Annotated in this window: 21 protein-coding genes; 9 read left to right on the forward strand and 12 right to left on the reverse strand. The window is 37.9% G+C overall.

Going from position 1 to position 25,677, the window contains the following annotated elements; genetic code table 11:
- The first annotated feature begins 23 nt into the window (after positions 1-23).
- The 8 genes from OLM58_RS17495 (at position 24) to OLM58_RS17530 (ending at position 11,604) form a co-directional block, all read left to right on the forward strand.
- Positions 24-452, forward strand: coding sequence for a cupin domain-containing protein (locus OLM58_RS17495; RefSeq protein WP_264529907.1), 429 nt, complete (start codon positions 24-26; stop codon positions 450-452).
- Between the two features lie 82 nt (positions 453-534).
- Positions 535-939: a cupin domain-containing protein gene (locus tag OLM58_RS17500; protein WP_264529908.1), complete on the forward strand. Its 405-nt coding sequence runs from the start codon at positions 535-537 to the stop codon at positions 937-939.
- A 180-nt stretch (positions 940-1,119) separates the two neighbouring features.
- Positions 1,120-2,169, forward strand: coding sequence for an NAD(P)-dependent alcohol dehydrogenase (locus OLM58_RS17505; protein WP_264529909.1), 1,050 nt, complete (start codon positions 1,120-1,122; stop codon positions 2,167-2,169).
- Between the two features lie 973 nt (positions 2,170-3,142).
- Positions 3,143-3,466, forward strand: a complete 324-nt coding sequence (locus OLM58_RS17510) for a DUF6660 family protein (protein WP_264529910.1) — start codon at positions 3,143-3,145, stop codon at positions 3,464-3,466.
- 107 nt (positions 3,467-3,573) lie between these two features.
- A complete protein-coding gene (locus OLM58_RS17515; RefSeq protein WP_264529911.1) occupies positions 3,574-6,705 on the forward strand; it encodes an efflux RND transporter permease subunit in 3,132 nt (1,043 codons plus the stop codon).
- 175 nt (positions 6,706-6,880) lie between these two features.
- On the forward strand, positions 6,881-8,143 hold the full coding sequence (locus OLM58_RS17520) for a TolC family protein (protein WP_264529912.1): 1,263 nt from the start codon (positions 6,881-6,883) through the stop codon (positions 8,141-8,143).
- Between the two features lies 1 nt (position 8,144).
- Positions 8,145-9,377 (forward strand): efflux RND transporter periplasmic adaptor subunit, encoded by a 1,233-nt coding sequence (locus OLM58_RS17525; protein ID WP_264529913.1) that lies wholly within the window; start codon positions 8,145-8,147, stop codon positions 9,375-9,377.
- Positions 9,378-9,615: 238 nt separating this feature from the next.
- Entirely contained in the window at positions 9,616-11,604 is a 1,989-nt protein-coding gene (locus OLM58_RS17530) for a heavy metal translocating P-type ATPase (RefSeq protein ID WP_264529914.1), read from the forward strand.
- 100 nt (positions 11,605-11,704) lie between these two features.
- Here the strand turns inward: OLM58_RS17530 and OLM58_RS17535 are convergent, their stop codons facing one another.
- From OLM58_RS17535 to OLM58_RS17580, 10 genes are all read right to left on the reverse strand, one after another.
- Positions 11,705-12,103, reverse strand: coding sequence for a tautomerase family protein (locus OLM58_RS17535; RefSeq protein WP_264529915.1), 399 nt, complete (start codon positions 12,101-12,103; stop codon positions 11,705-11,707).
- A 59-nt stretch (positions 12,104-12,162) separates the two neighbouring features.
- On the reverse strand, positions 12,163-12,816 hold the full coding sequence (locus OLM58_RS17540; protein WP_264529916.1) for a VOC family protein: 654 nt from the start codon (positions 12,814-12,816) through the stop codon (positions 12,163-12,165).
- A 349-nt stretch (positions 12,817-13,165) separates the two neighbouring features.
- Positions 13,166-13,591 (reverse strand): arsenate reductase ArsC, encoded by a 426-nt coding sequence (locus OLM58_RS17545; protein WP_264529917.1) that lies wholly within the window; start codon positions 13,589-13,591, stop codon positions 13,166-13,168.
- Positions 13,592-13,725: 134 nt separating this feature from the next.
- Positions 13,726-14,190, reverse strand: coding sequence for a DUF6428 family protein (locus tag OLM58_RS17550; RefSeq protein WP_264529918.1), 465 nt, complete (start codon positions 14,188-14,190; stop codon positions 13,726-13,728).
- Between the two features lie 57 nt (positions 14,191-14,247).
- Positions 14,248-14,574 (reverse strand): ArsR/SmtB family transcription factor, encoded by a 327-nt coding sequence (locus tag OLM58_RS17555; RefSeq protein WP_070908465.1) that lies wholly within the window; start codon positions 14,572-14,574, stop codon positions 14,248-14,250.
- Between the two features lie 292 nt (positions 14,575-14,866).
- Positions 14,867-16,222, reverse strand: a complete 1,356-nt coding sequence (locus OLM58_RS17560) for a DUF3526 domain-containing protein (protein ID WP_264529919.1) — start codon at positions 16,220-16,222, stop codon at positions 14,867-14,869.
- A gap of 1 nt (position 16,223) precedes the next feature.
- On the reverse strand, positions 16,224-17,672 hold the full coding sequence (locus tag OLM58_RS17565) for an ABC transporter permease (RefSeq protein ID WP_264529920.1): 1,449 nt from the start codon (positions 17,670-17,672) through the stop codon (positions 16,224-16,226).
- Between the two features lie 8 nt (positions 17,673-17,680).
- Entirely contained in the window at positions 17,681-19,981 is a 2,301-nt protein-coding gene (locus tag OLM58_RS17570) for a TonB-dependent siderophore receptor (RefSeq protein ID WP_264529921.1), read from the reverse strand.
- A gap of 34 nt (positions 19,982-20,015) precedes the next feature.
- Positions 20,016-20,711, reverse strand: coding sequence for an ABC transporter ATP-binding protein (locus OLM58_RS17575; protein WP_264529922.1), 696 nt, complete (start codon positions 20,709-20,711; stop codon positions 20,016-20,018).
- A gap of 291 nt (positions 20,712-21,002) precedes the next feature.
- A complete protein-coding gene (locus OLM58_RS17580) occupies positions 21,003-21,353 on the reverse strand; it encodes a hypothetical protein (RefSeq protein ID WP_070908460.1) in 351 nt (116 codons plus the stop codon).
- A gap of 428 nt (positions 21,354-21,781) precedes the next feature.
- Between OLM58_RS17580 and OLM58_RS17585 the strand changes: the two genes are divergently transcribed.
- Entirely contained in the window at positions 21,782-22,531 is a 750-nt protein-coding gene (locus OLM58_RS17585) for a 4-hydroxy-tetrahydrodipicolinate reductase (RefSeq protein ID WP_264529923.1), read from the forward strand.
- Positions 22,532-22,760: 229 nt separating this feature from the next.
- On the opposite strand, the gene OLM58_RS17590 is transcribed toward OLM58_RS17585, so the two are convergent.
- Both OLM58_RS17590 and OLM58_RS17595 read right to left on the reverse strand, forming a co-directional pair.
- A complete protein-coding gene (locus OLM58_RS17590) occupies positions 22,761-23,507 on the reverse strand; it encodes a succinate dehydrogenase/fumarate reductase iron-sulfur subunit (protein ID WP_264529924.1) in 747 nt (248 codons plus the stop codon).
- Positions 23,508-23,524: 17 nt separating this feature from the next.
- Positions 23,525-25,435 (reverse strand): fumarate reductase/succinate dehydrogenase flavoprotein subunit, encoded by a 1,911-nt coding sequence (locus tag OLM58_RS17595; protein WP_264529925.1) that lies wholly within the window; start codon positions 25,433-25,435, stop codon positions 23,525-23,527.
- Between the last annotated feature and the right edge of the window lie 242 nt (positions 25,436-25,677).

Consider the following 25,677-nt stretch of genomic DNA (forward strand, 5'->3'; position numbering starts at 1 on the left):
ACTGATGGTAAAAACAAATCATTATGAGTACTACAGAAAATCAAATTGCTAAAACCATTTTTCCCAAAGGAGACTTAGCTTCTTCGGATTATTTTACAGGAAAAGCATGGGTAAAGATGCTGGTTTCCAATGATCCGGTTTTAAATACCGCTGTGGGTAATGTCGTTTTTGAAGCCGGAGCACGCAACAATTGGCATACACATCCCGGCGGACAAATTTTGATTGTCACTCAGGGAAAGGGTTTTTATCAGGAAGAAGGAAAGCCTATTCAATTGCTTCAGGAAGGGGATGTTGTGAATATTCAGCCAGAAGTAAAACATTGGCATGGAGCTTCTCCTGACGGTGAATTTGCTCATATTGCCATTAGTACCCGTACCGAAAAAGGCATTGTAGACTGGCTTGAGCCGGTTACCGATGAACAATACAACAGCTTTAAAGGACTTAAAGTCTAGGTGTTGTGCTGTCCGGTAATTGGAAGCAGCTTTTATGGTCGGGCTATTTTAAAAAAGAAATCAATCTCAAAAAATCAATTTTATGTCAACACCTTACACTTCCGTTATTGAAGAGGGAAAAATCCCGAATACCTATATGACTGGTGATGTTTCGTATAAAAAGCAAACCAGTGCCATTCATCCGGATAATACGGTTATAAAAGAAGTTTCTTTTGAACCAGGTTCAAGATGTAATTGGCATGTTAATCCAACACTGCAATTGTTTATTGCTACAAACGGGATCGGTTATTTTCAGGAAAAAGGAAAAGCCATCCGACTCCTTCACAAAGACGAAGTAGTTACGATTCTGCCGGGAATCGAACATTGGTATGGAGCGACACCGTTCAGTTCGTTTTCACACATTGCCATTATCACTGAAATTGATAAAGGAACCGGAATTTGGCTCGATAGCGTAACCGATGAAGAATATTACAGTTACGGGAAATAGTTTCATTAGAGAATGAGAAAATTAGATAATTCTAAATGGAGAGGTTTGTGTTTTTGATAGTGTGAAATGTGAAACGTAAAATATGCGACCTGAAACCTGAAACCTGAAACCTGAAACCTGAAACTTGAAACTTGAAACAAATAAAACCTGAAACAAATATAACTAAAAAACAATAAAAACATGGAAGTAAAAAACATAAAAGCCTTTGGGACAGAGGCTGCGGATGCACCGTTGCAGACATTAGACATTCAGCGCAGAGCGGTATTGGCTCATGATGTAGAAATAGAAATTTTATATTGTGGAATTTGTCATTCCGATTTGCATTCCGCGAGAAACGAATGGCACGGGACGATTTACCCAATAGTTCCGGGTCATGAGATTGTGGGGAGGGTAACAAAAGTGGGTGATCACGTAAAGAATTTCAAAGTAGGCGATTTGGCCGGAGTAGGCTGTATGGTTGATTCTTGTAGGGAATGTGAGCATTGTCAAGGCGATTTAGAGCAATTTTGTGATGCCGGCAGTACTTTAACTTTTAATTCTCCGGATACGCATTTAGGCGGTCAAACGTTTGGGGGGTATTCACAAAGTATTGTAGTCGATGAGAATTATGTGTTGCATATTTCTGATAAATTAGATCTTGCGGGTGTTGCGCCATTGCTTTGTGCAGGTATTACAACCTATTCGCCATTAAGACACTGGAATGTAGGTCCCGGTCAAAAAGTGGGGATTGTTGGTATTGGCGGTCTAGGGCATATGGGGATCAAATTGGCGAAAGCGATGGGAGCTCATGTGGTTGTTTTTACAACTTCATTGTCTAAAACCGAAGATGCAAAACGTTTAGGGGCAGATGAGGTGGTACTGTCTACGGATCCTGAACAAATGGCAAAATACACTAAAAGCCTGAATTTTATTCTGGACTGCGTGTCGGCAGAACACAATATTGATGCCTATTTAAACCTGTTAAAAGTGGATGGAACGCTGACTTTGGTTGGCGCTCCGATGGAACCTCCTCCGGTAACTTCGTTCAGTCTTATATTAGGAAGAAGAAGTTTTGCGGGTTCTGCCATTGGCGGAATCAAAGAAACTCAGGAAATGCTTGATTTTTGTGCTGAACATAACATTACTGCCGATATTGAATTGATTGGCGTAAACGAAGTAAATGACGCTTATGAAAGGTTGTTAAAAGGAGATATTAAGTATCGTTTTGTAATTGATATGGCTTCTTTATAGTTTTTTTTAAGGTTCTGAGGTACTAAGTTGCTGAGATGCTAAGTTTATTGAAACGGTGTAGCCTAATGTGAAAAATAAACCCCTTAAGGAATTTATTTCTTAAGGGGTTTGTTGTTTTTTGGAGAGAATGGGTGATGAGTTCAAGGGGTATTTATGCTTTAATTTTGAGGGTGGAATGGAATAAATTAACCTGAATATTGATGTTCAAAGAAGAGGTATTTGTTTGGTATAAAATAGCGTTGAAGGAATGAGGTTATTGAGAATAAAAAGGACTGTTTTTTGATACTGACAGTTTGTCTTGTTGTGTTTTGTTTTTGTTTTGAATTGTTTCTTTTCCAGTGTTTTATATTTGTTTTGTTGAATTACAACTTTATGATTGTTTTTTGACCAAAATGATTTAGATGTGAAACAAAAAAGCCGGAAGAATTTTAGTTTTAACTCTGATTTCTTTGGAGAAAAAGTACTCTTTTGAGGAAAAAAATGCTTGAGGTTTTAAAATTTAAATTTTGTCAAAGGGAACAATATGACTTCAAAATAAATCAGTTTGAATTTGGTTTTAATTGCTTGTTGATGAGATTTTTAAGCAATGCTAATTTTAGAAGCTTTGAGAGGGAGGGTTATTGCTTTATGTAGTATTGTTTTTTTATTTTGTGGTTGTAGTAGCTGTTTTTAATATAAAGTAAAAATTTTAATTATTGATTATAACTTGTTTAATATCATTAATCTATAAAATGAAAGTTTTATAATAAATTAGTAGAATATGGGGTTTTGGTTCGAAGGAATAAATTTTAGAATAAAATGTTAATTGTTGTTAAAGTTGACTAAATTTTTGAATCAGCGGCATCGTTTTTTTAAGAAAGTAATTTTGAAATACAGGGGATTTTGTTAATTTTTTTGATTCGTCCGTCTTTTTTTAGAAACATCAAATTCAATAATTCCGTTTTTCAATTGAAATAAATACTATTTTTGTGTCGTGAAATGGATAACAATCATATTATCGATTTATTTAATGGCGCTTTCCAATATGCCTTGTGCAGATATGGAAATCAATAGTGCTGCTCACAAAACAGCTCAGTTTTCTTCTGAAGCCAATCACACACACGATAAAGACAATGATTTATGCTCGCCTTTCTGTGCGTGCAATTGTTGTGGAGCGCAGGTTTTAAGTTATCAGACTTTCTTAAGCTTTGATTTCCCTGTTGCGCATTCCATTATCTCAGTTCCATTACCCAATTACAATTCTGTTTTTGCTTCCAGTTTCTATGGAAGTGTCTGGCAGCCCCCACAAATAGCATAATGATGCCCACCCGATAAGTCGGAATGTGGGTTAGAGCGTTGCGGATCTTCCGCAGTATTTAAATAGGCAACACTTTGCCTCATTTCTCACATCATTATATCATTAAAATGTTAGATAAAATCATACAGTTTAGTATAAAGAATAAGTTCGTTATACTATTATTAACCCTTGTATTAATAGCCTGGGGAAGCTATTCGATCAAACAATTACCCTTAGACGCTTTGCCTGACGTAACCAACAATCAGGTGCAGATTATTACCACAGCACCTACTTTAGCCAGTCAGGAAGTCGAACAATTAATTACATATCCTTTAGAGCAGGCCGTAAAAACAGTTCCGGATATCATAGAACTTCGCAGTATTTCACGTTTCGGATTATCAGTAGTTACGGTCGTTTTTGAGGACGATGTGAACATCTATTGGGCCAGGGAACAGATATTTCAACGTCTTAAACAAGCCGAAGAGAATATCCCTGCTTATGCCGGTTCGCCTGAATTGGCTCCAATCAGTACCGGTTTAGGAGAAATCTATCAGTACGATGTCTATGCCAAAAAAGGCTATGAAGACAAATACGATGCTATAAAACTGCGTACCATTCAGGACTGGATCATTATCCCTCAATTGCAGGGTATTAAAGGCGTAGCGGATGTTAGTACCTGGGGAGGGAAACTAAAACAATATGAAATCGCTGTAAATCCAAATACACTTAATAGTCTGGGAGTTACCATTACAGAGATTTTTGATGCACTCGAAAAAAACAATCAAAATACAGGAGGTGCCTATATCGAAAAAGACCAGTTTGCCTACTTCATTCGGGGTGTTGGTATGGCGAAAGGGACCAAAGATTTAGGAAATGTGGTAGTGAAAAACCGAAATGGTTCGCCTGTTTTGGTTCGTGATGTAGCCGAAGTTCGCGAAGGTGTTGCCTTGCGTTATGGAGCTTCAACGAAAGACGGAAAAGGAGAAATTGTTTCCGGAATGGTTTTAATGTTAAAAGGAGAAAATTCCAGTGCGGTGGTCAACAGAATTCATGAAAGAATGATTCAGATCAATAAAAGTCTGCCTGAAGGAGTTGTTGCCGAAGCTTTTATTGACAGAGGAAAGTTGGTAGACAGCGCAATTGGAACCGTTTCAAAGAACTTATTAGAAGGGGCTTTGATCGTTATTTTTGTACTAATCTTATTTCTGGGGAATCTTCGTGCAGGTTTAATTGTAGCTTCAGTTATTCCACTGGCCATGCTTTTTGCCGTTATTTTAATGAATGCTTTCGGCGTAAGCGGAAATCTGATGAGTCTTGGGGCAATCGACTTTGGAATCATCGTTGACGGAGCTGTAATTATTGTGGAAGCCACCATGCACCACTTGCAGCAGCTCAAACGCAAGAAAGCGTTAACGCAAAACGAAATGGATGCCGAAGTGTACAATTCAGCTTCGAAAATCAGAAACAGTGCTGCTTTTGGGGAAATCATTATCCTGATCGTGTATCTGCCAATTCTTGCTTTGGTTGGAACCGAGGGGAAGATGTTTAAACCTATGGCGATGACAGTAGGTTTTGCGGTGGCAGGGGCTTTTATTCTTTCTTTGACTTATGTACCCATGATGAGTGCGATGTTCTTATCTAAAAGTACTGAACACAAAGAAAATTTCAGCGACAGAATGATGGCGTGGCTGGAAGCTGTTTATACACCGTTTTTGAAAAAAGCACTACAGTTTAAAAAGATAGTTTTAGGAATATCACTGGGTTTGTTTGCCCTCGGTTTAGTCGTTTTCAATTCAATGGGAGGAGAGTTTATACCAACCATCGAAGAAGGCGATTTGGCAATCAATGCAACCATCATGACCGGAAGTTCGCTTACGCAGATGGTAGAGACCACTACAAAATATGAACAGATCTTAAAAGCTAAATTTCCCGAGATCAAAACTATCGTAACCAAAATTGGAAGCGGGGAAATTCCAACCGATCCAATGCCTATTGAAAGCGGTGATTTGATTATTGTTTTGAAAGACAAAAAAGAATGGAAAGGCAAATACGATAACTGGGAAGACTTGGCCAATGCCATGAAAAAAGAAATGGAAGTCATTCCCGGAGCCAATATCGAGATCTCTCAGCCTATTCAGATGCGATTTAACGAATTAATGACCGGAAGCCGAAGTGATATAGCCATTAAGATTTTTGGAGACGATCTGGAGATTCTGGACGCTAAAGCAACAGAGTTAATTTCGAAAATTAAAAGTATTGAAGGAATAGGCGATTTAAAAGCCGATAAAGTTACCGGTTTACCGCAAATTACGGTGAAATACGACTACAATAAAATCGCTTTATACGGATTGAATATTTCAGATATCAATCAAATTATACGTTCATCTTTTGCGGGAGAAAGTGCCGGAAAAATCTATGATGAAAGTAAAAGGTTTGATGTCGTAGTGCGAATGAATGAAAACAATCGTGCCGATATTACAGACGTGAGTAATTTGTTTATCCCGTTGCCTAACGGACAGCAGGTACCGCTTTCGCAAGTGGCCACAGTCGAGTACGAGCAAGGTCCTGTACAAGTTATTCGGGAGAACGGAAAACGCAGAATCACGGTTGGACTAAACGTTCGTGGCCGTGATATCAAAAGTGTGGTAGAGGAAATTCAGCAAAGACTAGATAAAGACTACAAACTTCCAGCAGGGTATTATGTAACCTACGGAGGTCAGTTCGAGAATTTAATCGAAGCTACCAAACGACTTTCGGTAGCGCTTCCAATCGCTTTAGGATTGATATTGGTGTTACTGTATTTTACTTTTAAAAGCTTCAAGCAGGCCGGATTGATTTTTACAGCCATTCCATTGTCAGCAATCGGGGGAGTTTTTGCACTCTGGATGCGCGGAATGCCGTTTAGTATTTCGGCAGGTATTGGTTTCATTGCTTTGTTTGGAATTGCGGTATTAAACGGAATTGTATTGATTTCGTATTTCAATCAGCTCAAAAAAGAGGGAGTTCTTGATCCGCTGCAAAGAGTTTTAATTGGGACTAAAACCAGATTGCGTCCGGTTTTAATGACCGCAGCCGTAGCTTCGTTAGGATTCTTGCCTATGGCATTGTCAACAAGCGGAGGAGCAGAGGTACAAAAACCTTTAGCAACCGTTGTAATTGGAGGGCTAGTCTCAGCGACATTATTGACATTAATTGTTTTACCAATTCTGTATTTATTGTTAGAGAAGAAGTTTAATGATAATGATAAAAAAGATAATTAGAAATTAGATAATTAGATGGTTTGATAATGAGGTAATTAGATATAGGGTGATTACTGATTAGTGTAAAATGATTTCTCTTGCAGATTTAATTTTAATAATCTGCGTACATCTGCTTAGATTTTTTTAAATCTGCGTGAAACAAAAATTTAAGCCAAAGAAATTAAAAAATATAAAAATGAAAAACATACTAAAGCATATAAACACAAGCTTCTTTGCGCACCTTGCGAAAGATGCATTGCGTGCTTTGCGGTTAAACAAGCTTGTGCTAGCACTCTTGTTTGCAACGACATTAACAACAGCACAGCAAAAAATCAGTTTGGAAAAAGCAATCGAACTGGCAAAATCAAATAACATCGATTTGAAGATTGCCGATAAGGAAATTGAAAAACAGACCGTCTTGAAAAAGACAGCATTTCAGGCAGATCCGCTTCAGGTGCAATACCAGGGCGGGCAGTTCAATAGTGCCGATTACGACCATAATGTTTCCGTACAGCAGTTTTTTCCATTGGGGAATATCACAAAAGCCAATCGACAATTGCAGGAAGAATTAGCAAAACTGGCCGAAAAACGAAAAGCGTTATCGACTTATGAAGTAGAAAAAGCCGTTACTCTTGCCTATTATCAATACCTGTATGGCGTTTCCATTCAGAAGCTAAACTCGGAACTGAATGAAATCTACACTAAATTCCTGAAGAATGCTGAGCTTCGTTTTAAAACCGGAGAAAGCGGAAATATTGAAGTCATAAGTGCGAAAGCTAAAGTAAAGGAGATTGAAACTCAAAAAGCACAATTAGAATTTGATTTGGCGATTTACCAAAAGCAGCTGCAGTTTTTTGTACAAACGGATGAGAATGTCATTCCCGATGATCAAACGGCCTTGCAATATTCCATGGTAAAAGAAGAAGGAAGTTCAAAAGCAGAGATTTTAATGACCGATTTTTATCAGCAGCAAATTTCGGTGTATCAGAAAGAAGCCAATACACACAAAGCCATGCGAACACCAAAAGTTGGATTGGGATATTTTGCACAAACGATCAACACGCAGTCCTTGTTTCAGGGTTTTACGGCGGGATTGCAGATTCCGTTGTTTGGAGGGGTAAACACAGCGAAAGCTAAGGCTTCGGCAATCAGTATTTCGCAGTCGCAACTGGCTTTGGATAAAAATAAGCTGACGTTGAATCTGCAAAAACAGGAATTGCAAAACAATTTCGAGAAGCAGCAAAAAGCAATGGACTATTTTCAAAAAGAAGGATTGCAGTATGCCGATCAGATTATTAGTACGGCCCAGAAAAGTTATGCTAATGGCGATTTGAGTTATTGGTCGTACATCAGTTTCTTAAATCAGGCAATTGATATTAAGAAGCAATATACAGAGGCCACGCACAACTTTAATCAAAGCGCAATCGAATTGCAATTTCCAACCATCAAAAACAATTAAAATGAAAAAAATCAATAATAATACAACAGTAAAAAGGACAAAGGTTTTATCGCAAAGAAAGCTTGCTTATTTGGGATTAATGGTAGCTTCGATAGTGGTTTTAGCATCCTGTGGTCAAAAGAAAACAGAAGAGGCTCCGGAGGAAGAAAAATCGCAAACAGAAGTTGCTTTAAACGAAGCGCAATATAAAACGGTTGGGATTGAAACAGGTTTGGTAGAAAACAGAAACCTTAACAAGGTTATTAAAGCCAACGGTTACACAACCGTTCCGCCACAAAATTCCGCCGAAGTTTCGACTTTAATAGGAGGAACAGTCAAAGATATTTTTGTACTGGAAGGAACTTATGTTAACAAAGGAAAAGTACTGGCGACTATTCAAAATCTGGAAGTAATCGAAATGCAGGAAGAATACCATTCGGCTGTAGCCAATATTGAATACCTGCAATTGGAATACAACCGTCAGAAAACGCTGAGCGATGAAAATGTAAATCCAAGGAAAACATTTCAGGAAGTAAAATCAAAATTGGCAGCAGAAAGAGCCCGTGCACAGGCTGCGAAGAACAAATTGGAAGCTTTGCATGTAAGTACCAAAGGAAGCACTTCGTTAGTCCCGATTGTAGCGCCAATCAATGGTTATGTAGGGAAGATAAGCATTGCAAAAGGAGCTTATGCTCAAACGGGAGTCGTTTTATTTGAAGTGGTCGATAACAGTCAGATGCATTTGGATTTGAACGTGTATGAAAAAGATCTTGGGTCAATTTCAATTGGTCAGGTTATCGATTTTGTTTTAACCAATCAGTCCAATAAATCCATTAAAGGAAAGATTTTCGGAATTAACAAGTCTTTTTCAAACGAAAGTAAAACTGTTGCGGTACATGCTAAAATCGAATCTGCTGATGCCAAAGGACTGATTCCGGGGATGTACGTTTCGGCTAACATCAATATTACAAATGCCACTGTTCCTGCGTTACCAAAAGATGCTGTAGTCCGAAATGCCGATAAGTATTTTGTTTATGTGGAAGAAGAAGCACATGAAGAGAAGAAAACGCCGGAAAAAGGAAATCATGAGAAAGAAGTTCATTTTAGAGCAGTGGAAGTCATTCCGGGCACTACAGATTTGGGCTTTACAGAAATAAAATTTGTAGAAAATGTTGATCCAAATGCAAAAATCGTAACGAAAGGAGCTTTCTATTTGCTTTCGGCTATGAAAGGCGGGGGAGAACATGATCATTAAATCCTAATAGGGGCAAAGGTTCAGAGGTACAAAGGCACAAAGGTTTTTTTTGTAGAAATGCATGGCAGTGTATCTCGTCGGGAACCTGTAAGTTCATGGATAGTTTTTTGTTTTGCACTGCCTTTGCCAGATTAATTGTTATTGCCTAAAAACTATTAATACAAAATCCGTAAATTTAGAACATTATTGAAACAAAGTTTAAACTTGAAACTTTGAAACCTAAAACTTTAAATTTCTCATGGAACATCTACATAAAGAAGAAAAGATTAAAAAGAATAAAATAAATCAACCCGGTTCCTGCTGCTCACATGACGAGCCTGTACATTCAGACGATGACGGACACGATCACGGTCATAGTGCGGATAGTGGATGGTTTAGAATGTTTTTACCGGCCATTATTTCCTTTGTTTTATTGCTGATTGGAATTGGATTCGATCAGTATTTCGAACAAAATTGGTTTTCTGGCCCTGTTAGAATCGCCTGGTATGTTATCGCTTATCTGCCGGTGGGATTCCCTGTTTTAAAGGAAGCTTACGAAAGCATCAGAAAGGGCGACGTATTTTCGGAGTTTTTCCTGATGAGTATTGCCACTATCGGAGCATTTGCTATTGGAGAATTTCCGGAAGGTGTTGCTGTGATGTTGTTTTATACCATTGGAGAGAACTTTCAGGGATTGGCAGTCAGTCGTGCCAAATCAAACATAAAAAGCTTGTTGGACCAGCGTCCTGATGAGGTAAGTGTTTTGGAAAATAATGTTGCGACTAAAGTTAAAGCTGCCGATGTTGCCATTGGAGCGATAGTGCAGTTAAAAGCAGGGGAAAAACTAGGACTGGACGGAGAATTACTTTCCGATTCGGCTTCCTTTAATACTGCAGCACTTACGGGAGAAAGCAAACCGGACACCAAAGTAAAAGGAGAAGCTGTTTTGGCCGGAATGATTAACGGAAGTACCATTGCATTGGTAAAAGTAACGGCAGCTTACAACGACAGTAAATTGTCTAAGATTTTGGAAATGGTTCAGAATGCCGTTACTAAAAAAGCTCCCGCAGAATTGTTTATTCGAAAATTTGCTAAAATTTATACGCCGATTGTAGTTTATCTGGCGATTGCCATTTGCTTGTTGCCCATGCTTTTTGTTTCCGATTATGTGTTTAGTGACTGGTTGTACAGAGCATTGGTTTTTCTGGTAATTTCGTGCCCTTGTGCTTTGGTGATCAGCATTCCGCTAGGCTATTTTGGCGGAATCGGAGCAGCGAGCAAGAACGGTATCCTGTTTAAAGGAAGTAATTTCTTAGACAGTATCTCGACCATTCAGAATGTTGTGATGGACAAAACAGGTACAATGACCGAAGGTGTTTTTAAAGTTCAGGAAGTGATTATTCAGGACGGTTTTGACAAAGACGAAATTTTAAAACTGGTCAATGTACTTGAAAGTCAGAGTACACATCCCGTTGCGACTGCAATTCACAATTATGTAGGGCAAATTGATTCCTCAATACTACTGAAAAACGTAGAGGAGATTTCCGGACACGGATTAAAAGCTGAAATAGACGGAAAAGAACTGCACGTAGGGAATTTTAAACTGATGGATAAATTCAGTATTGCATACCATGTTGATCCAAATGCGGTGGTTTATACGACCATTGCCATTGCTTACGACAATAAGTTTGCAGGTTATTTAACAATTGCCGATGAAATTAAAGCAGATGCGCAAGAGGCAGTAACCAAATTGAAAGCTCTCGGAGTTAAAGTAACCATGCTGAGCGGTGATAAAATCAATGTGGTGCAGTTTGTTGCCAAAACTTTAGATATTACAAACGCTTTTGGAGATTTACTGCCTGAAGATAAGGTGAATCAACTGAACGAAATTAAAGCCAAAAATGAAACGGTTGCTTTTGTTGGGGATGGTGTAAACGATGCTCCGGTAATTGCTTTAAGTACGGTTGGAATCGCGATGGGAGGGTTGGGCAGTGATGCCACGATCGAAACTGCCGATGTGGTCATTCAGGACGATAAACCAAGCAAGATTCCGATGGCGATAAACATTGGAAAACAAACCAAAAAAATCGTCTGGCAAAATATTACGCTGGCCTTCGTTGTAAAAGCTGTCGTGCTTATCTTAGGAGCCGGCGGACTGGCAACCATGTGGGAAGCTGTTTTTGCGGATGTCGGAGTAGCCTTATTAGCCATCCTGAATGCCGTGAGGATTCAGAAGATGAAATTTTAAGATAAAGAAACCGTTTCAGAGTTTAAACTGAAACGGTTTTGTTTTTGATGCTTTATCTCATGTGGAATAACCAGAGCGGTATAAAGACTATTAAAGAAATTTATTTTTTTAAATGTGTTGGCTCCTGAATTTCTCCATTACCAAAGGACCAGTTTTCCAAGCCGTTATTTTCTAATAAAACAATAATCACGTTATTAATGAGAATCGCTGTTGTTGCGGCAATTCTTGTAGCAATTTGGTGGTATAATTTCTTTTTTTGTTCTATTGTTCGACCTTGTCCTGCGGTGATCTGAACATATACAATTTCTTCAGAATGCGAAATACCAAGATAACTTTCGGGATATTTTATCTGATGTTGTTCTAATTCTTCAATTACATGAAAATAATCAGCACTTGGAATATGAAATTCTGCTATTAAAGATTGATGAATCGCTTCTGAAATATTGTTTTTGGTTTCTAAGGAAAGCTTCTTAGGTAAACTGATTCGGACAAATGGCATTTTTTAGATTTTGAGTTTTGTATAAAAATAAAAAAAATAGAGGAGGAGTCCACAAATCTTTAGGAAAACTTCAATTCAATCTGAGTTCCCTTATTTTCTATACGAACTTCGGTTGTATTGCTTTCAGAAGGTATTTGAGTAGGATACCAGTTTCGATGTGGTCGCACTATAATCAGCAGGCCTTCATCATCTCCAAGAGCAGCAAAGAGCTCACTATTGTCGTTTTTACTAAAGAATTCTAAGTTGTGTTGCGTTATGAGTTGGTTAGCCAGAACTAGAGGATTCTCATTGACAATTCCGATTTCACTAATGTTGAGTATCGATTGAGAACTAAAAGGTTCCGTTTGAGCATTGTTGAGGTCATATCGGACGATGAATTCCAGTATATTACCATTGTTGTCATAAAAGTATACAGCGTTGGCATTCCAGTTTTCAAAATTGGCAACAACAGTTGCATCTTCAATAACAATTAAATCCAGTTTGTTATTAGTCCATTTAATGGCCTCTTCCAGTTTGTTTTGAGGGATATTAAAGGCAAAATGATAGACAGAGTCGAATTGCTGATTTTCAATAAATTCCAAAACCGATGTACCTGCCTGAATAGTAACCGAATTGGAATCTTTTTCGAGAATTGAAAGATTAAGTACGTCTTGGTAGAATGCTGCTGTTTTTTGAATATTGTGGGTTTGAATCTGAAGGTGTTGTAATTTCATGATGAGGTGGATTTACAAAGAGGCAGAAGCATCTTTTCGTTTCGAACAAATTTAAAAAAGGATCGCTGCGTTCTGATTGTCATATCATTTTATACTTCAATAAAGGAATAACAAATTATGATGAGAAGTAGAGTAGTGGTAATTTTTTTTAACACATAGAAACATAGATTGTATGGCTAAAATGAGAATACAAAAGGGAAATACATTTCTTTCGTCCCGATGCATCGGGACGTTTTATTTGAAATGGAATACCTGTTTCAGCATTTAGAACTATGTTTCTATGGGTTAGAATAGAGGTTAGGATGTTGAAATACTAAAATTATTAAACACATAGAAACATAGATTTTATTTAGTAGTCTGTGCTGGTGGTTTCTGCAAACACACTGCAATATTCTTTGATCATTTGTCTCACGGTGCGAAACTCCTGCATAATCTCTTCTTCGGTTCCTGTTGCTTTGGCAGGGTCCGGAAAATTATGATGTAATTTTAATGCGTTTGAAGGAAAGAAAGGACATTGCTCTTTAGCATGATCACAGACCGTAAGTACAACATCAAAAACAATGTTTTGATACTCGTCTATGTGATTTGAAGTATGTTTTGAAATATCAATTCCATCTTCTTTCATAATCGCAATAGCTCTTGGATTAACACCATGAGTTTCAATACCGGCGCTGTAAACTTGAGTCTTGTCGCTTAAAAAGTGGCGTAAATAACCTTCGGCGATCTGGCTTCGACAGCTATTTCCTGTACAAAGCACTACTATATTTTTTGTCATAGTTTTTAAACGAGTAACCAAATGATATTGATGATGCAAAATTTAGGCTCGAAGCCATAAATCAGCTACAGTACAATAACAGCTGTAGTGATTATAATTGGTTTTTTATATTTAAGAAAGAAAGTGCCCATCACTTAACAACAGCCTGAATTAGGTGAACAGGAGTTTGTTTTGTCCTTGTTTAATTCGATAAAGCCGGATGGTGATGGAATTCCACAAGCATCTTGTGCCAAACAGGCTGTGACTTTATTTTTCAATACAAAATGATTTCCATTAAACGCTAAATCATATCTCCCGATAGTTTCATTTTGATATTCAACTTCGATATTCAGATCTTCAATATTTAGTTTTTCTTCTGAAAGGTTAATGATGTGTAAAAGTTTGCCGGGTTTTAGTCGATGTTCAAAATCGTCCGCATTCCAAAGCTGAAAGTTGACACTTTTTTCCTGACGAATTACACCGCCGCAATCGATAAAATTCTTAGTGATCATTCCTATTTCGGTAACGTGAAAATGCTCCGGAACAAAAGTTCCGTTTTCCAATTGAAATGCTACGTTTTCAAGAGTAGGTAGTATTTTTTTAATGTCTGATAGTTTCATTTTTCTTTTTTTATAGTTATAATGCAATATTGCGATATAGTAAGATAAAAAAAGCCTTTAACAGCATTTTTGATTTTTTGTAACGGTAATAATACCAGAAAAGTAGGTGTTTAGAACATCAAATGTTTCTTCATTGATACAGTAACAGATGGCGTTTCCTTCAATGTTTCCCTTGATAAGTCCTGCATTTTTTAGTTCTTTCAGGTGTTGGGAAACTGTGGGCTGTGCCAGTGGCAATTCGTTTACAATATCCCCGCAAATACATTCGTTTACTTTTAGCAAATATTCAATAATAGCAATTCTGGCCGGATGTCCCAGTGCTTTGGCTATAGTGGCGATCTGATTTTGTTTGTCGGTAAAATGTTCTGTTTTAGAAGCTCCCATGTGATTTAAAATATAATATTGCAATATTACGATATTAATTTCAAAATCAAAGTATCTATTTTAGAATTTTTAAATAAGGTGAATTGAATTATTGATTCCGATGTTGGAACGCTAAAATGATGAAACACATAGAAACATAGCTTTGTATTCTTAAAAGAGGGTACAAAAGAGAAATTCATTTCTTTCGTCCCGATGCATCGGGACATTTTATTTGAAGTGAAACGTCTTGCTGTGCCTTTTAAACTATGTTTCTATGTGTTAAAATAATATTTTTAAGTTGAGAAAATCCCCTTTAAAAAGCTTCTTTTCTGTTATTCTTGAAATTCATCCAGCCCAAACCAATCAGTAACAGATTGAAAAACAATAATGGTAAAAAGGCTCTTATATAATTTGTTTGTGAGGAATCGGTAAAAGTTTCTACCTTAAACTTCGACCAGTTTTCCTTAACCACTGGAGCATTTTCAAATATTTTAGGATAAAAATACAACCTCATTTTCTCATGAAAATGCTTCGTTTCCTTTAAAAACAAAAGCTGGTTTCCTAAATCAGATTTGGCAATTTCATTCAGTTGAAGCTGGGCATGCAGAGTAGGAACGAATAAAGCAATAAACTGACTGGCTTTGTTGCGCTGTTCCAGTTTAGTTTGCAGTTCCTGAGATTGTTTTGCCGAATCGTCGTCGCCCGCCTGCTGCATGGCGTAATACCAAAGCCAGTTAAACTCGGTATCAGGCAAAGGATATCGCTTGAATTGGGGATAATGTCGGTAAAATTTATCCATTGTGATTTTCTTATCCATATCCCATTTTTCATGATAGGCATTACGTTGTTTTACAGTCAGCTCCAAAGCTTCCGGAATAGTATATTTATTCACAATATACGTATTGATTACGGCTGGCAGAACGATAATTAGAAATAACCAGATCGTTAGCAAAATAACCGCATTGAAATTGGAGTTTTTTTGAAGGGAAACGATAAAAAAGCTGGCTGCAAACCAAAACAAAATATACAAAACACCAAGTCCGTAAAAGGCGAGCAGTGAGGAGTCAAAAGGAATTCCCAGAATCAAAATGGCTAAAAGAAGTAAAAAGGAGAACAATGCAATCAGACTTATAATTCGGACATAAAACAGTTTCAGAATGTATAAAAAGGTATTTTCGCTTTGCACAGACACAATTTTCCAGGTGCCGCTTTCTTTTTCTTCCGAAACCAGATTGTACGAGAATGCTATAATCAAAAGAGGAAACAGATAAATTAATACAAAACTAAAATCGATATTTCCGGATAAAAGATTGTTCGGATTGTTGAGTTCCGAGTCGTATTTCTGACCTTCCAAACCCCGAATCGTGACGCTTTGAATCGACGGATTTACATCACGCTGACCAATTGCCAGAGGATTGAGAGGTAATGTTTTATTGATGAGAGAAAATTTGATGTAATAGAGCAGGAGCCCCATTTCGTCTTTGTGAAAAGCGGCATTTCGTGCAATATGCTCTTTTTGGTACAATGCAGCTTCCACAATATTGTTTTGCTGCTTTTGTTGAAACTGCTGCCCAATTAAAATACCGATGAATCCGATAAGCAGCAGGAATATTAATCCAATTTTGGTACCTTTTGACCGAATGAAATTTTTAAAAAGTAATGCTAACATATTAGAGGGCTTTAAGGTTTTTGGCTGCAATTCGCAGGAGAGCAAAAAGCAGGATTATCCAGAGAAAAATAGAGACTACAGAGAGGATTTCGGATTTTAAAATGGCCGGGATTTCTTTTGGCTCATAATGAAATTCTTCCAGATCAGCCCAGTGTTCTTTGCTGATGGATAAAGGCTTGTCATTTGGTCCCGGCTTTTTATTACTGATGTATTTGACCTGCAAAGCATTCATTTTTTGCGCCATAGTATAGCGGTAAATCTCAGCTTCTTTTTGAAAATCAATATACGAACCATAATCGGTGTTGGATAATCCCATCGACAGGTTTCGTATGGCGATATAGGGATTCAGGAACGAAACGGCCTTAGAAAAACTGTTCTGCTGATCGTAAACTTTTAGCAGCTCTTCTAAGTGTTCGTTATAAATTCGCGAACTGATTTTCTCTCCTTCCGTCATGATAAATCCCGAATAATTAAAAGGCAGTTTTTGTATCGAATCTACTTTGTAGGCACGTAGTAGGGAATCTTTTATGGCCTTGTAATGTATGTCGTTCGGGTTGTGGCTGTCACCTTGTTTCAGAATGTCCTTTTCGATAGCACTGTTGAACTGTATTTTGGAAGGAGCTTCATAAAGATAAGCGCCAATTGCCTGAGTAGTTCTGGGTAAAATAATAGTAAGAACCAGCCAGATTCCGATTAAGGAAATCAATGCTTTTTTGGAAGTTTTACTCGCAGCAGAAACCAAAACTGCAATAACACAAAAGAACATCAGGTAAATAAAATGAAACAGAATGAATAATACCATTTTGATGGTTTCATCGCTTGAAATCGTAAAATCCTGCAACAGCAGCCAAAGCAATACAAGAACCATAATCGTAGGAACAAAAATGAGCAGAATGGCACTTGCAACCCCTAATATCTTACCTGTTAAGAGTTGTTTCCAACTGATTCCCTGACTTAAAATTAATTTTAACGTCCCGTTTTCTCTTTCGGCTGCGACAGCATTAAATCCTAAGAAAAAAATCAACAGGGGCAATAACAGCTGTAAAACCATAGCAATACTAATCTCTCCGAAACGAAGCATACTGTTAGAAAAGCCTGCTTCTGAGAAATTGGCGCTGTTTTGTTTGTGCGCTTCAAGAAAGATCGCATTTCCGAAAAATGGTTCCATCCCGAATTCAAAAACGCTCAGGGGTGTACTTTTTCTAAACGCAAAATTCCCGTAATGCGCCATTCTATGTGGGTTCTTATCCGGATTATTGAGCCAGTCTTCGCGTGATTCATGCTGGTATTTTTCGCTCGTCTGATTCTGGTTGCTGTAATTTTCCCAACCTGAAAAAGCAGCGTAAAGCAACAGGATACCGATAAAAATAGTGATGATATAGACAGCCGTATTTTTAAAAACAGCCTTTTTTAAATGCCTGGCAATTAAAATTTCTTTATGTAATGACATGATACAGTTTAAAATTTATAAGTTACGGTAAGACTGAAGTTACGTGGTGCACCGGGAAACAGGCGCAGGTAATTCTGAGCACCCAGCCAGTACGTTTTATTGAATAAATTGCCCGCATTAAGAGCAATTTGCATATTGCTTTTGTTGGGTTTATAGTACAATGCAGCATCAAAAACCGTAAAATCAGGTAGTGTAAAAGCTCTTGTAAACCAGGGTACTTTGCTGCTTTGGTATTGCATTCCAAAACCAATGCCCAAATCTTTTAGAGCCGAATCAGAATTGAAATTGTATCGTGTCCATAAATTAGCACTGTTTTTGGGTGTATTTTGCTTTTGTGCGCCAATTAACGATGGGTCGCGATCGTTGGTGATTTTAGCATCAATGTAACTGTAAGAAGCATTTATTTGCCAGTCTGCCGTAATAAAACCGGCTATATCACACTCAAAACCACGGCTTCTTTCGGCACCTCTTGTCACCAGCAGATCGGGATTTATAGGGTCGTTGGCGTTCATTAAAATATTGCGCTGATTGATTTCGTAAACAGCGGCGTTGAAACTTACTGAATTATTGAAAAAAGTAGCTTTTAATCCAAGTTCTTTCAGGTTGCTTTCCAGCGGATCAAATAAAATTCCCGCGGGCAGGCTGCTCGTTTGAGGCATTAAGGACACGGTGTTCGATTGTGGCTGGTAGCCTTCCAAATAAGTCGTATAAACATTAATTTGATTGTTCACAGCATAAGTCACTCCAATACGCGGCAGTAAAGCCGATTTTTTCACGGTTAGTTCATTGTTGGATTTGTAGTTTGTAATGTCTTTAAACCATTCTTGGCGCAACCCCAATAAGATGGTAAATCTTTCCCATTGCACCTGATCCTGAATGTAGATTGCATTAGTAGTGGTTAGTGCAGGGGGTAATGCGGTACGGACATTGAGCGTATAATCGTCAGGGTTTGTTAGGGTATTAGCGGGATTATTGAGATTAAAATAATTGACATTTGGTTTAGGTAAAACTACTCCGTCAACGGTTATGGTTTGATAATTGGCAGCATTAGCAGCAACAAATGAAGGGGCTACAGTTCCGTCTTTTAATACATAACCTCTGGCCGCATTTTGTCCGCCACCTTTGGTTTTGTTCCAGCTGCTTAAATCGTAACCTGCTAACAATTTATGTTTGATTTTTCCTGTATTTAAATCAAAGTTGAAATAAGAAGTGAGATTATCAACGTCCCAATATTGCTGACGCTGTACAAACTGCATCATGGCCAGACTGCTAACCGGTTTATTGTTCATGTCGACTGCAAAAGCATTTGTAGTTCTGTGCTCCTGAAGGTCTTCTGTCCAGGTTTGTTTCATGTATGAAGCATTAAACCCTATTTTAGAGCTGAATTTATGAGCGAAATTCGTCATCAAAATCATTTCTTTTGATTTGTAGAAATCATTGGGAGCACCTAAATTTAAGCTAATTGGAGTTTTGTTTAAACTGGTAACACCCGCAACTGCACCAAAAATAGGCTGTCCACGATCCAGAACTCCAGTCATGTTGCTTAAAATCAGTTCTGTATTGATCGCTGTTTTTTCATTCGGAATGTAACTGAACGAAGGAGAAATCAAAAACGATTTGTTACGCACCAGATCCCGGAACGATTTGGCTTCCTGATACGCTCCGTTTACACGATACAAAAGCGTTTTAGATTCGTTCAAAGGGCCTGTAAAATCTAAGGTTCCGCGCAAGGTGCTAAAGCTTCCTGCACTCAGACTTATTTCTTTTCGGTCGACAGCCAGCGGTTTTTTAGTCACCATATTAATGCTTCCCCCCGGATCTACAGAAGAAAATGTAGCGCTCGAAGGTCCTTTGATCACTTCAACTCTTTCAATATTGGTCGTTAAAGGCTGTAAAAAATAATGCTGATGTGTTCGCATTCCATTTATGATCTGACCTTCTTCATTTTGACTGATTCCGCGAATGGTATATTGATTGTAATAACTTGCCGGGATCACCCCACTGGCCATTTTTACAGCATCGGCCAGATAGATAGCCCCTTTGTCTGCAATTAATTCTTTGGTGATCGTGGATATGGATTGTGGGATGTCTTTGTTGAGAGCGGCTGTTTTGGTGGCAGCAAAAGAATAATCGCTATTGTATTTTTTGGTCGAACGGCCAATGATTTCGACAGTTTGCAATTGTGTGTGTTCGGTTTTTACCCTGACAGAATCTTTAGGAATACTATCAGATATCTTTTTATTAATGGTTTGCGATTGGGCAAACGAAGTAATACTTAATAAAAACAGTGAGAGAATATAGTGTTTCATTTTTTTTGGATAGGATTGAGAAAGTAATTTCCCTTTATACAGTTTGTAAATACAAATCTTCCAGTTCATTTGCCGAGATTTTATCGGCTTCGATAACGGTAACAAGGTTTCCCTGTCTCATAATGCCAATATGAGAAGCAACTTCCCGCGCTCTGAAAATATCATGTGTTGCCATTAAAATGGCTGTTCCATCAGCAGAAAGTTCTTTAAGTATTTGGGAAAACTCGTTGGAAGCTTTAGGGTCTAAACCACTCGTAGGTTCATCCAGTAAGAGCACTTTGGCTTTTTTAGCGATTGCAATGGCAATTCCAACTTTCTGGCGCATTCCCTTAGAATAACCACCTAAATTTTGATGGTGAGCCTTAATCTGAAGCCCCGCTTTAGAAAGAAAATAAGTCAGTTCCCCCTGCGAATATTTGAATCCTGCCAGCGACGAGAAGAATTTTAAGTTTTCCAGACCGGTAAGATTAGGATACAGCATGACGGTTTCGGGGATATAAGCAACATATTTTTTCGTTTCCTGTGCGTTGTCGATGACGGATATGTCGTTAATTTTTAGTTCTCCGTCTGTTGGAGCGATAAAACCAAGAAAAAGGTTGATTGTGGTGGTTTTTCCGGCACCATTTTGCCCCAATAAAGCAAAAATTTCCCCTTCTTTAATGGTTAAGTTGAGTTTGTTTAGAGCAATATGGTCGCCATATTTTTTTGTTAGATTTTCAGCTATAAGCATAGTTTTGATGTATTTGGATGGTTTTTAGTACGGGTTTTTCTTTTCATGCACAGTTATAGTAATAGCCTTTAGGGCTGAAACATTTTAACCGGTGACGAAATAGGAAGAGTAGAATTTACTGGGAACAACCGAAGAGTAGGTAAATTAGATAAACCAAAATGGTCTTTCGTATCTTAATTGGAGCTGCTTTATTGAAAACAGACCAAATAAGACTACAAATGCGTTTTACCTGATCTTTGAAAAAGACAAGCAAAAGCTATTTTTTAATTTTTCGGGTGAAAATGCAGTAAACTAGCGAATAAATGGCGGTGCCCTAAGTGCAAAAAGACTGCCTTTGAAAACAACAGAAATTGTTTTTTCGTAAAAGAATACGCTGAAAGTTTCAACGGTTGCTTTAAGAAAAGAGTATGTTTGAAAAGTGTTTGGTATAAAGGTGCTAAACGTAAAATGACAAATCTGACAATTGTTGTCTACAGTATGACTGTGTGTGATTTGCTTTTGCCCCTCAATATAAGTATGCTCACAATGTTTACTCGTTAGCTGCTTGTAAACATGCTCGTAAGAATGCAGCGTCTGAAACAGCATTGCAAACAATACAGTTACAGACATAAAAAGAGGAATTAATACATTTTTCTTTTTCATTCTTAATGGAAAAAGCCCATTTTTAAAGGACTTGGTAGCTTATAAACTAACGCAACGTTGTTGCAAATATAGATATCTTATTTAAAAATGTGCCAGAATCGATTATTATTTTATTGGGAAAACAAATTCTCAATTTTTTGTAAAGCCTAATTATGCATAAAAATACAGCTAAAGTAATATTCTTCGGGCAGTCATTCCAAAAACGTCTTTAGAGCTTCTTATAAAATATTTTTACAGTAGTATTCCTGTTAACGTGTTCGATTATTGTTACTTATGAAAGTTATTGCTAGTGATCTCGGCATATAATCTCTATTTTTACTAGAAGAGGATAATTATCAGCTTAGTTAATAATTGAATTTTTGATTTGACATGAAGTTTCAAAAGTGTCAATTTTATAAACGGGCAGTCTGCTCATAAAAAAGTGAATTATGAAAATAGGTTTAATAGGATTCGGAAAGACTGGAAAATCAGTAGCTACTGTACTACTGGAAAACAATAAATTTTGCCTGGAATGGGTTTTAAGACAAAGTACGGTTTTAGAACACAGATCTGTTTCAGAATTTCTTGGTATTCCGTCAAAAGAACCAGGGTTAATTTACTCTGGTTCTAAAGTGAAAATGGAAGATTTGCTGGACAAACATCCGGTCGATGTTATTATTGATTTTTCTTCCAATGAAGGTATTTATAGTTATGGAGAAGTTGCTGCAAAGCGAAAGGTCAAAATTATTTCGGCAATTTCTCATTACAAAGACAAAGAGTTACAGTTATTAAAGAAACTGGCACATAAAACTACGGTCTTTTGGTCACCCAATATTACGCTTGGGGTCAATTATTTGCTGTTTGCAGCTAAATTTTTAAAGAAAATTGCTCCCTGGGTGGATATTGAAGTGAATGAAGAACATTTTAAAAAGAAAGAAGGAACTTCAGGAACAGCGGTTAAAATTGCGGAAGCTTTGGAACTTGATAAAGACAATATCAACTCCGTAAGAGCAGGAGGAATAGTAGGTAAGCATGAGGTTATATTTGGATTTCCTTATCAGACGGTTCGTTTAATTCATGAATCGATCTCGAGGGAAGCATTTGGAAACGGAGTTGTTTTTGTTGCCGAAAATCTGAAAAACAAACCCAAAGGACTGTATAATTTTGAAGATATTTTAACGCCTTATTTTACCGTCTGATCTAATAAAGTAAACCCGACAGGTTTTTGAAACGTATCGGGTTTGTTTTTTTAAGACGATTTTATTTTAATAAACACATAGAAGCATAGAAATAATGGGGCAAAAAGGTTTCAAAATGAAATACATTTCTTCCGCATGGTTTGTTGCTTGTATTTTCAACTTATGAAATGATATTTCTGAGTTTGATAAGTCTATGTTTCTATGTGTATTTTATTAAATGATTGATGTATTATTTTTTAAAAATTAAAGCTTTGGTATATTCGGCATTCATTTTGGCGATCGAAAGTATCGAAATGCCTTGAGGGCATTCAATTTCACAGGCCCTGGTGTCTGAGCAGTTCCCAAAACCTTCGGCATCCATTTGGCTTACCATGCTCAGCACTCTTTTTGAAGCTTCGATTTGCCCCTGTGGCAACAAAGCCAAATGGGTGATTTTTGCCCCCGTAAATAGGGCGGCACTGGCATTTTTACAAGTGGCTACGCAGGCACCACACCCAATACAGGCTGCCGCATCAAAAGATGCTTCGGCGGTTTCATAGGATATGGGAATACTATTGGCTTCCGGTGCCTGACCTGTTGAAGCTCCGATAAAACCACCGGATGCAATGATGGTATCAAAAGCCGAACGGTCGATTTTTAAATCTCGGAGTACAGGAAAAGCTTTTGCCCGAAAAGGTTCAATATAAATAGTATCTCCATCTTTAAAACTTCGCATATGAAGCTGGCAGGTTGTGGTATTTTTTAGAGGACCATGAGCTCTTCCGTTGATCATCACACCACATTGTCCGCATATTCCTTCCCGACAATCGTGATCAAATTCAATAACCCGTTCTTTTTTCTGAATTAAGGATTCATTCAAAAGATCGAGCATTTCCAGAAAAGACATATGTTCTGAAACGGCATCTATTTCATAATCGGTCATTTTTCCTTTAGAGGAACTATCAGATTGCCGCCATATTTTAAGAGATAGTTTCATATTTCTTTAACTTTTGATTATTTGTAACTTCTTACTGCAAGTTCAACCGATTCGAATAGGAGAGGTTCTTTGTGCAATTCAGGCGGTTTGGCTTCCCCTTTCCATTCCCATGCTGAAACATAGCAGAAATCATTATCATTTCGAACTGCTTCACCATCGGTAGTTTGGTATTCTTCGCGAAAGTGAGCTCCACAAGATTCTTCTCTTTGTAAAGCATCGTAACACATTAATTCGGCCAGCTCTATGTAATCGGCAATTCTTCCGGCTTTTTCGAGTTCACTGTTTAAGGTATCATCTCCGGTAATCAGTAAATCTTTTTCAAAAGAAGCTTTCAGGGCTTTTATATCTTCAATGGCTTCTTCCAGTTTTACTTTGCTTCTCGAAAGACCGCATTTTTCATAAAGTAATCGTCCAATTTTTTTATGAAAGTGATCGGTTGAAAGGGTGCCTTTGCTATTTAAAAAACGATCGAGCTGTGCCCGAACGACTTTTTCGGCTTCGTCAAAAGCGGGGTGGTTGATGGTTGCTTTTGGAGCGTTTAATTCTCCTGCCAAATAATTCGGAATTGTATATGGAGCTATAAAATAACCGTCTACGCAAGCCTGAAGCAAAGAATTCGCCCCGAGTCTGTTAGCGCCATGATCGGCAAAATTGGCTTCCCCCAAAGCAAATAACCCGGGAATAGAGGTCATTAATTCATAATCGACCCAGAGTCCACCCATAGTAAAATGGGCAGCGGGAGAAATTAGCATAGGTTCTTTGTAAGCGTTGATACCGGTAATTTTTTCATACATGGCAAACAGATTACTGTATTTGGCTTCAATAGTATTTTTCCCCTGTGCTTTTATAGCATCTGAAAAGTCGAGATAAATAGCGTTTTTCATTGGCCCGACACCATGTCCGGCATCAATCCGTTCCTTAGCCGCCCGCGATGAAATATCACGTGGTGCCAGATTTCCAAAAGAGGGATAACGACGTTCGAGATAATAATCACGTTCTTCTTCGGGAATGGTATTGGGATTTCGTGCGTCCTTGGCTTTTTTCGGAACCCAGATTCGACCATCGTTCCGCAAAGATTCTGACATTAAAGTGAGTTTAGATTGGTTGGCTCCGTGTTGCGGAAGCGAGGTAGGGTGGAACTGAATCCAGCTTACTCCGGCCATATAAGCACCTTTTTTATGTGCTCGCCAGATGGCAGAACTGTTGCAGCCCATAGCCAGTGTAGAAAGATAATATACTTTTCCGTAGCCTCCCGAAGCCAGTACAACTGCATCGGCAACATGACGTTCTAAAGCTCCTGTTTCGAGATTTCGGGCTATAATGCCTTTTGCTTTTCCGTCAATAATTACTAATTCCAGCATTTCGTGACGGGTGTGCATCGTTACTTTTCCTAAGGATACCTGACGCAACAATCCCTGATAAGCACCTAATAAAAGCTGCTGACCAGTTTGTCCGCGTGCGTAGAATGTTCTCGAAACCTGAACACCTCCAAAAGATCTGTTGTTTAAATATCCGGCATATTCTCTGGCAAAAGGAACGCCTTGCGCCACAGCATGGTCGATCAAATGTGCGGAACATTCAGCCAAACGATATACATTGGCTTCCCGGGATCTGAAATCACCACCTTTGATGGTATCATAAAACATTCTGAAAGTACTGTCGCCGTCGTTTTTGTAGTTTTTTGCAGCGTTAACTCCTCCTTGTGCCGCCACAGAGTGGGCGCGTCGGGCAGAATCCTGAAAACAAAAGGATTGAATATTATAACCCTGTTCAGCCAGAGAGGCTGCGCAGGATGCACCTGCAAGTCCGGTTCCAACAACAATAACGTTCAGTTTTTTTCTGTTGGCTGGATTTACAAGCTTCGCTTTTGCTTTGTAATTATTCCATTTATCGGCTAGTGGACCTTCGGGTATTTTGGAGTCAATCATTTTTATTTTAGTTTAAAATGAATTTATACACAAATTTTATAAGTGACTTGATTTAAAAGGAGGTCTAATTTACTATAAAAAAATGGTTTTTTGTAAAGAAAAAACTATTATTTGAACTGTTTATTACAATTCAAAATAATTGGGTTAGGAGTTTAGCATTCAGATTGCTTCGCCTGTTCGCTATCGCTCGGGTTAAAGGGTTTTCTATTTTTCGGTTTCTTTCTGTGGTTTTATTTTAACAC

Origin of the sequence: Flavobacterium sp. N502540 (assembly GCF_025947365.1) — a bacterium.
Taxonomy (GTDB): domain Bacteria; phylum Bacteroidota; class Bacteroidia; order Flavobacteriales; family Flavobacteriaceae; genus Flavobacterium.

Bases quoted from the DNA above. Each gene is read 5' to 3' on its own strand.
- OLM58_RS17525 (WP_264529913.1), top strand. From the start codon at position 8,145: ATGAAAAAAATCAATAATAATACAACAGTAAAAAGGACAAAGGTTTTA.
- OLM58_RS17575 (WP_264529922.1), bottom strand. From the start codon at position 20,711: ATGCTTATAGCTGAAAATCTAACAAAAAAATATGGCGACCATATTGCT.
- OLM58_RS17540 (WP_264529916.1), bottom strand. From the start codon at position 12,816: ATGAAATTACAACACCTTCAGATTCAAACCCACAATATTCAAAAAACA.
- OLM58_RS17555 (WP_070908465.1), bottom strand. From the start codon at position 14,574: ATGGGAGCTTCTAAAACAGAACATTTTACCGACAAACAAAATCAGATC.
- OLM58_RS17585 (WP_264529923.1), top strand. From the start codon at position 21,782: ATGAAAATAGGTTTAATAGGATTCGGAAAGACTGGAAAATCAGTAGCT.
- OLM58_RS17505 (WP_264529909.1), top strand. From the start codon at position 1,120: ATGGAAGTAAAAAACATAAAAGCCTTTGGGACAGAGGCTGCGGATGCA.
- OLM58_RS17545 (WP_264529917.1), bottom strand. From the start codon at position 13,591: ATGACAAAAAATATAGTAGTGCTTTGTACAGGAAATAGCTGTCGAAGC.
- OLM58_RS17535 (WP_264529915.1), bottom strand. From the start codon at position 12,103: ATGCCATTTGTCCGAATCAGTTTACCTAAGAAGCTTTCCTTAGAAACC.
- OLM58_RS17560 (WP_264529919.1), bottom strand. From the start codon at position 16,222: ATGTTAGCATTACTTTTTAAAAATTTCATTCGGTCAAAAGGTACCAAA.
- OLM58_RS17595 (WP_264529925.1), bottom strand. From the start codon at position 25,435: ATGATTGACTCCAAAATACCCGAAGGTCCACTAGCCGATAAATGGAAT.
- OLM58_RS17495 (WP_264529907.1), top strand. From the start codon at position 24: ATGAGTACTACAGAAAATCAAATTGCTAAAACCATTTTTCCCAAAGGA.
- OLM58_RS17520 (WP_264529912.1), top strand. From the start codon at position 6,881: ATGAAAAACATACTAAAGCATATAAACACAAGCTTCTTTGCGCACCTT.
- OLM58_RS17550 (WP_264529918.1), bottom strand. From the start codon at position 14,190: ATGAAACTATCAGACATTAAAAAAATACTACCTACTCTTGAAAACGTA.
- OLM58_RS17565 (WP_264529920.1), bottom strand. From the start codon at position 17,672: ATGTCATTACATAAAGAAATTTTAATTGCCAGGCATTTAAAAAAGGCT.
- OLM58_RS17515 (WP_264529911.1), top strand. From the start codon at position 3,574: ATGTTAGATAAAATCATACAGTTTAGTATAAAGAATAAGTTCGTTATA.
- OLM58_RS17500 (WP_264529908.1), top strand. From the start codon at position 535: ATGTCAACACCTTACACTTCCGTTATTGAAGAGGGAAAAATCCCGAAT.
- OLM58_RS17570 (WP_264529921.1), bottom strand. From the start codon at position 19,981: ATGAAACACTATATTCTCTCACTGTTTTTATTAAGTATTACTTCGTTT.
- OLM58_RS17580 (WP_070908460.1), bottom strand. From the start codon at position 21,353: ATGAAAAAGAAAAATGTATTAATTCCTCTTTTTATGTCTGTAACTGTA.
- OLM58_RS17530 (WP_264529914.1), top strand. From the start codon at position 9,616: ATGGAACATCTACATAAAGAAGAAAAGATTAAAAAGAATAAAATAAAT.
- OLM58_RS17590 (WP_264529924.1), bottom strand. From the start codon at position 23,507: ATGAAACTATCTCTTAAAATATGGCGGCAATCTGATAGTTCCTCTAAA.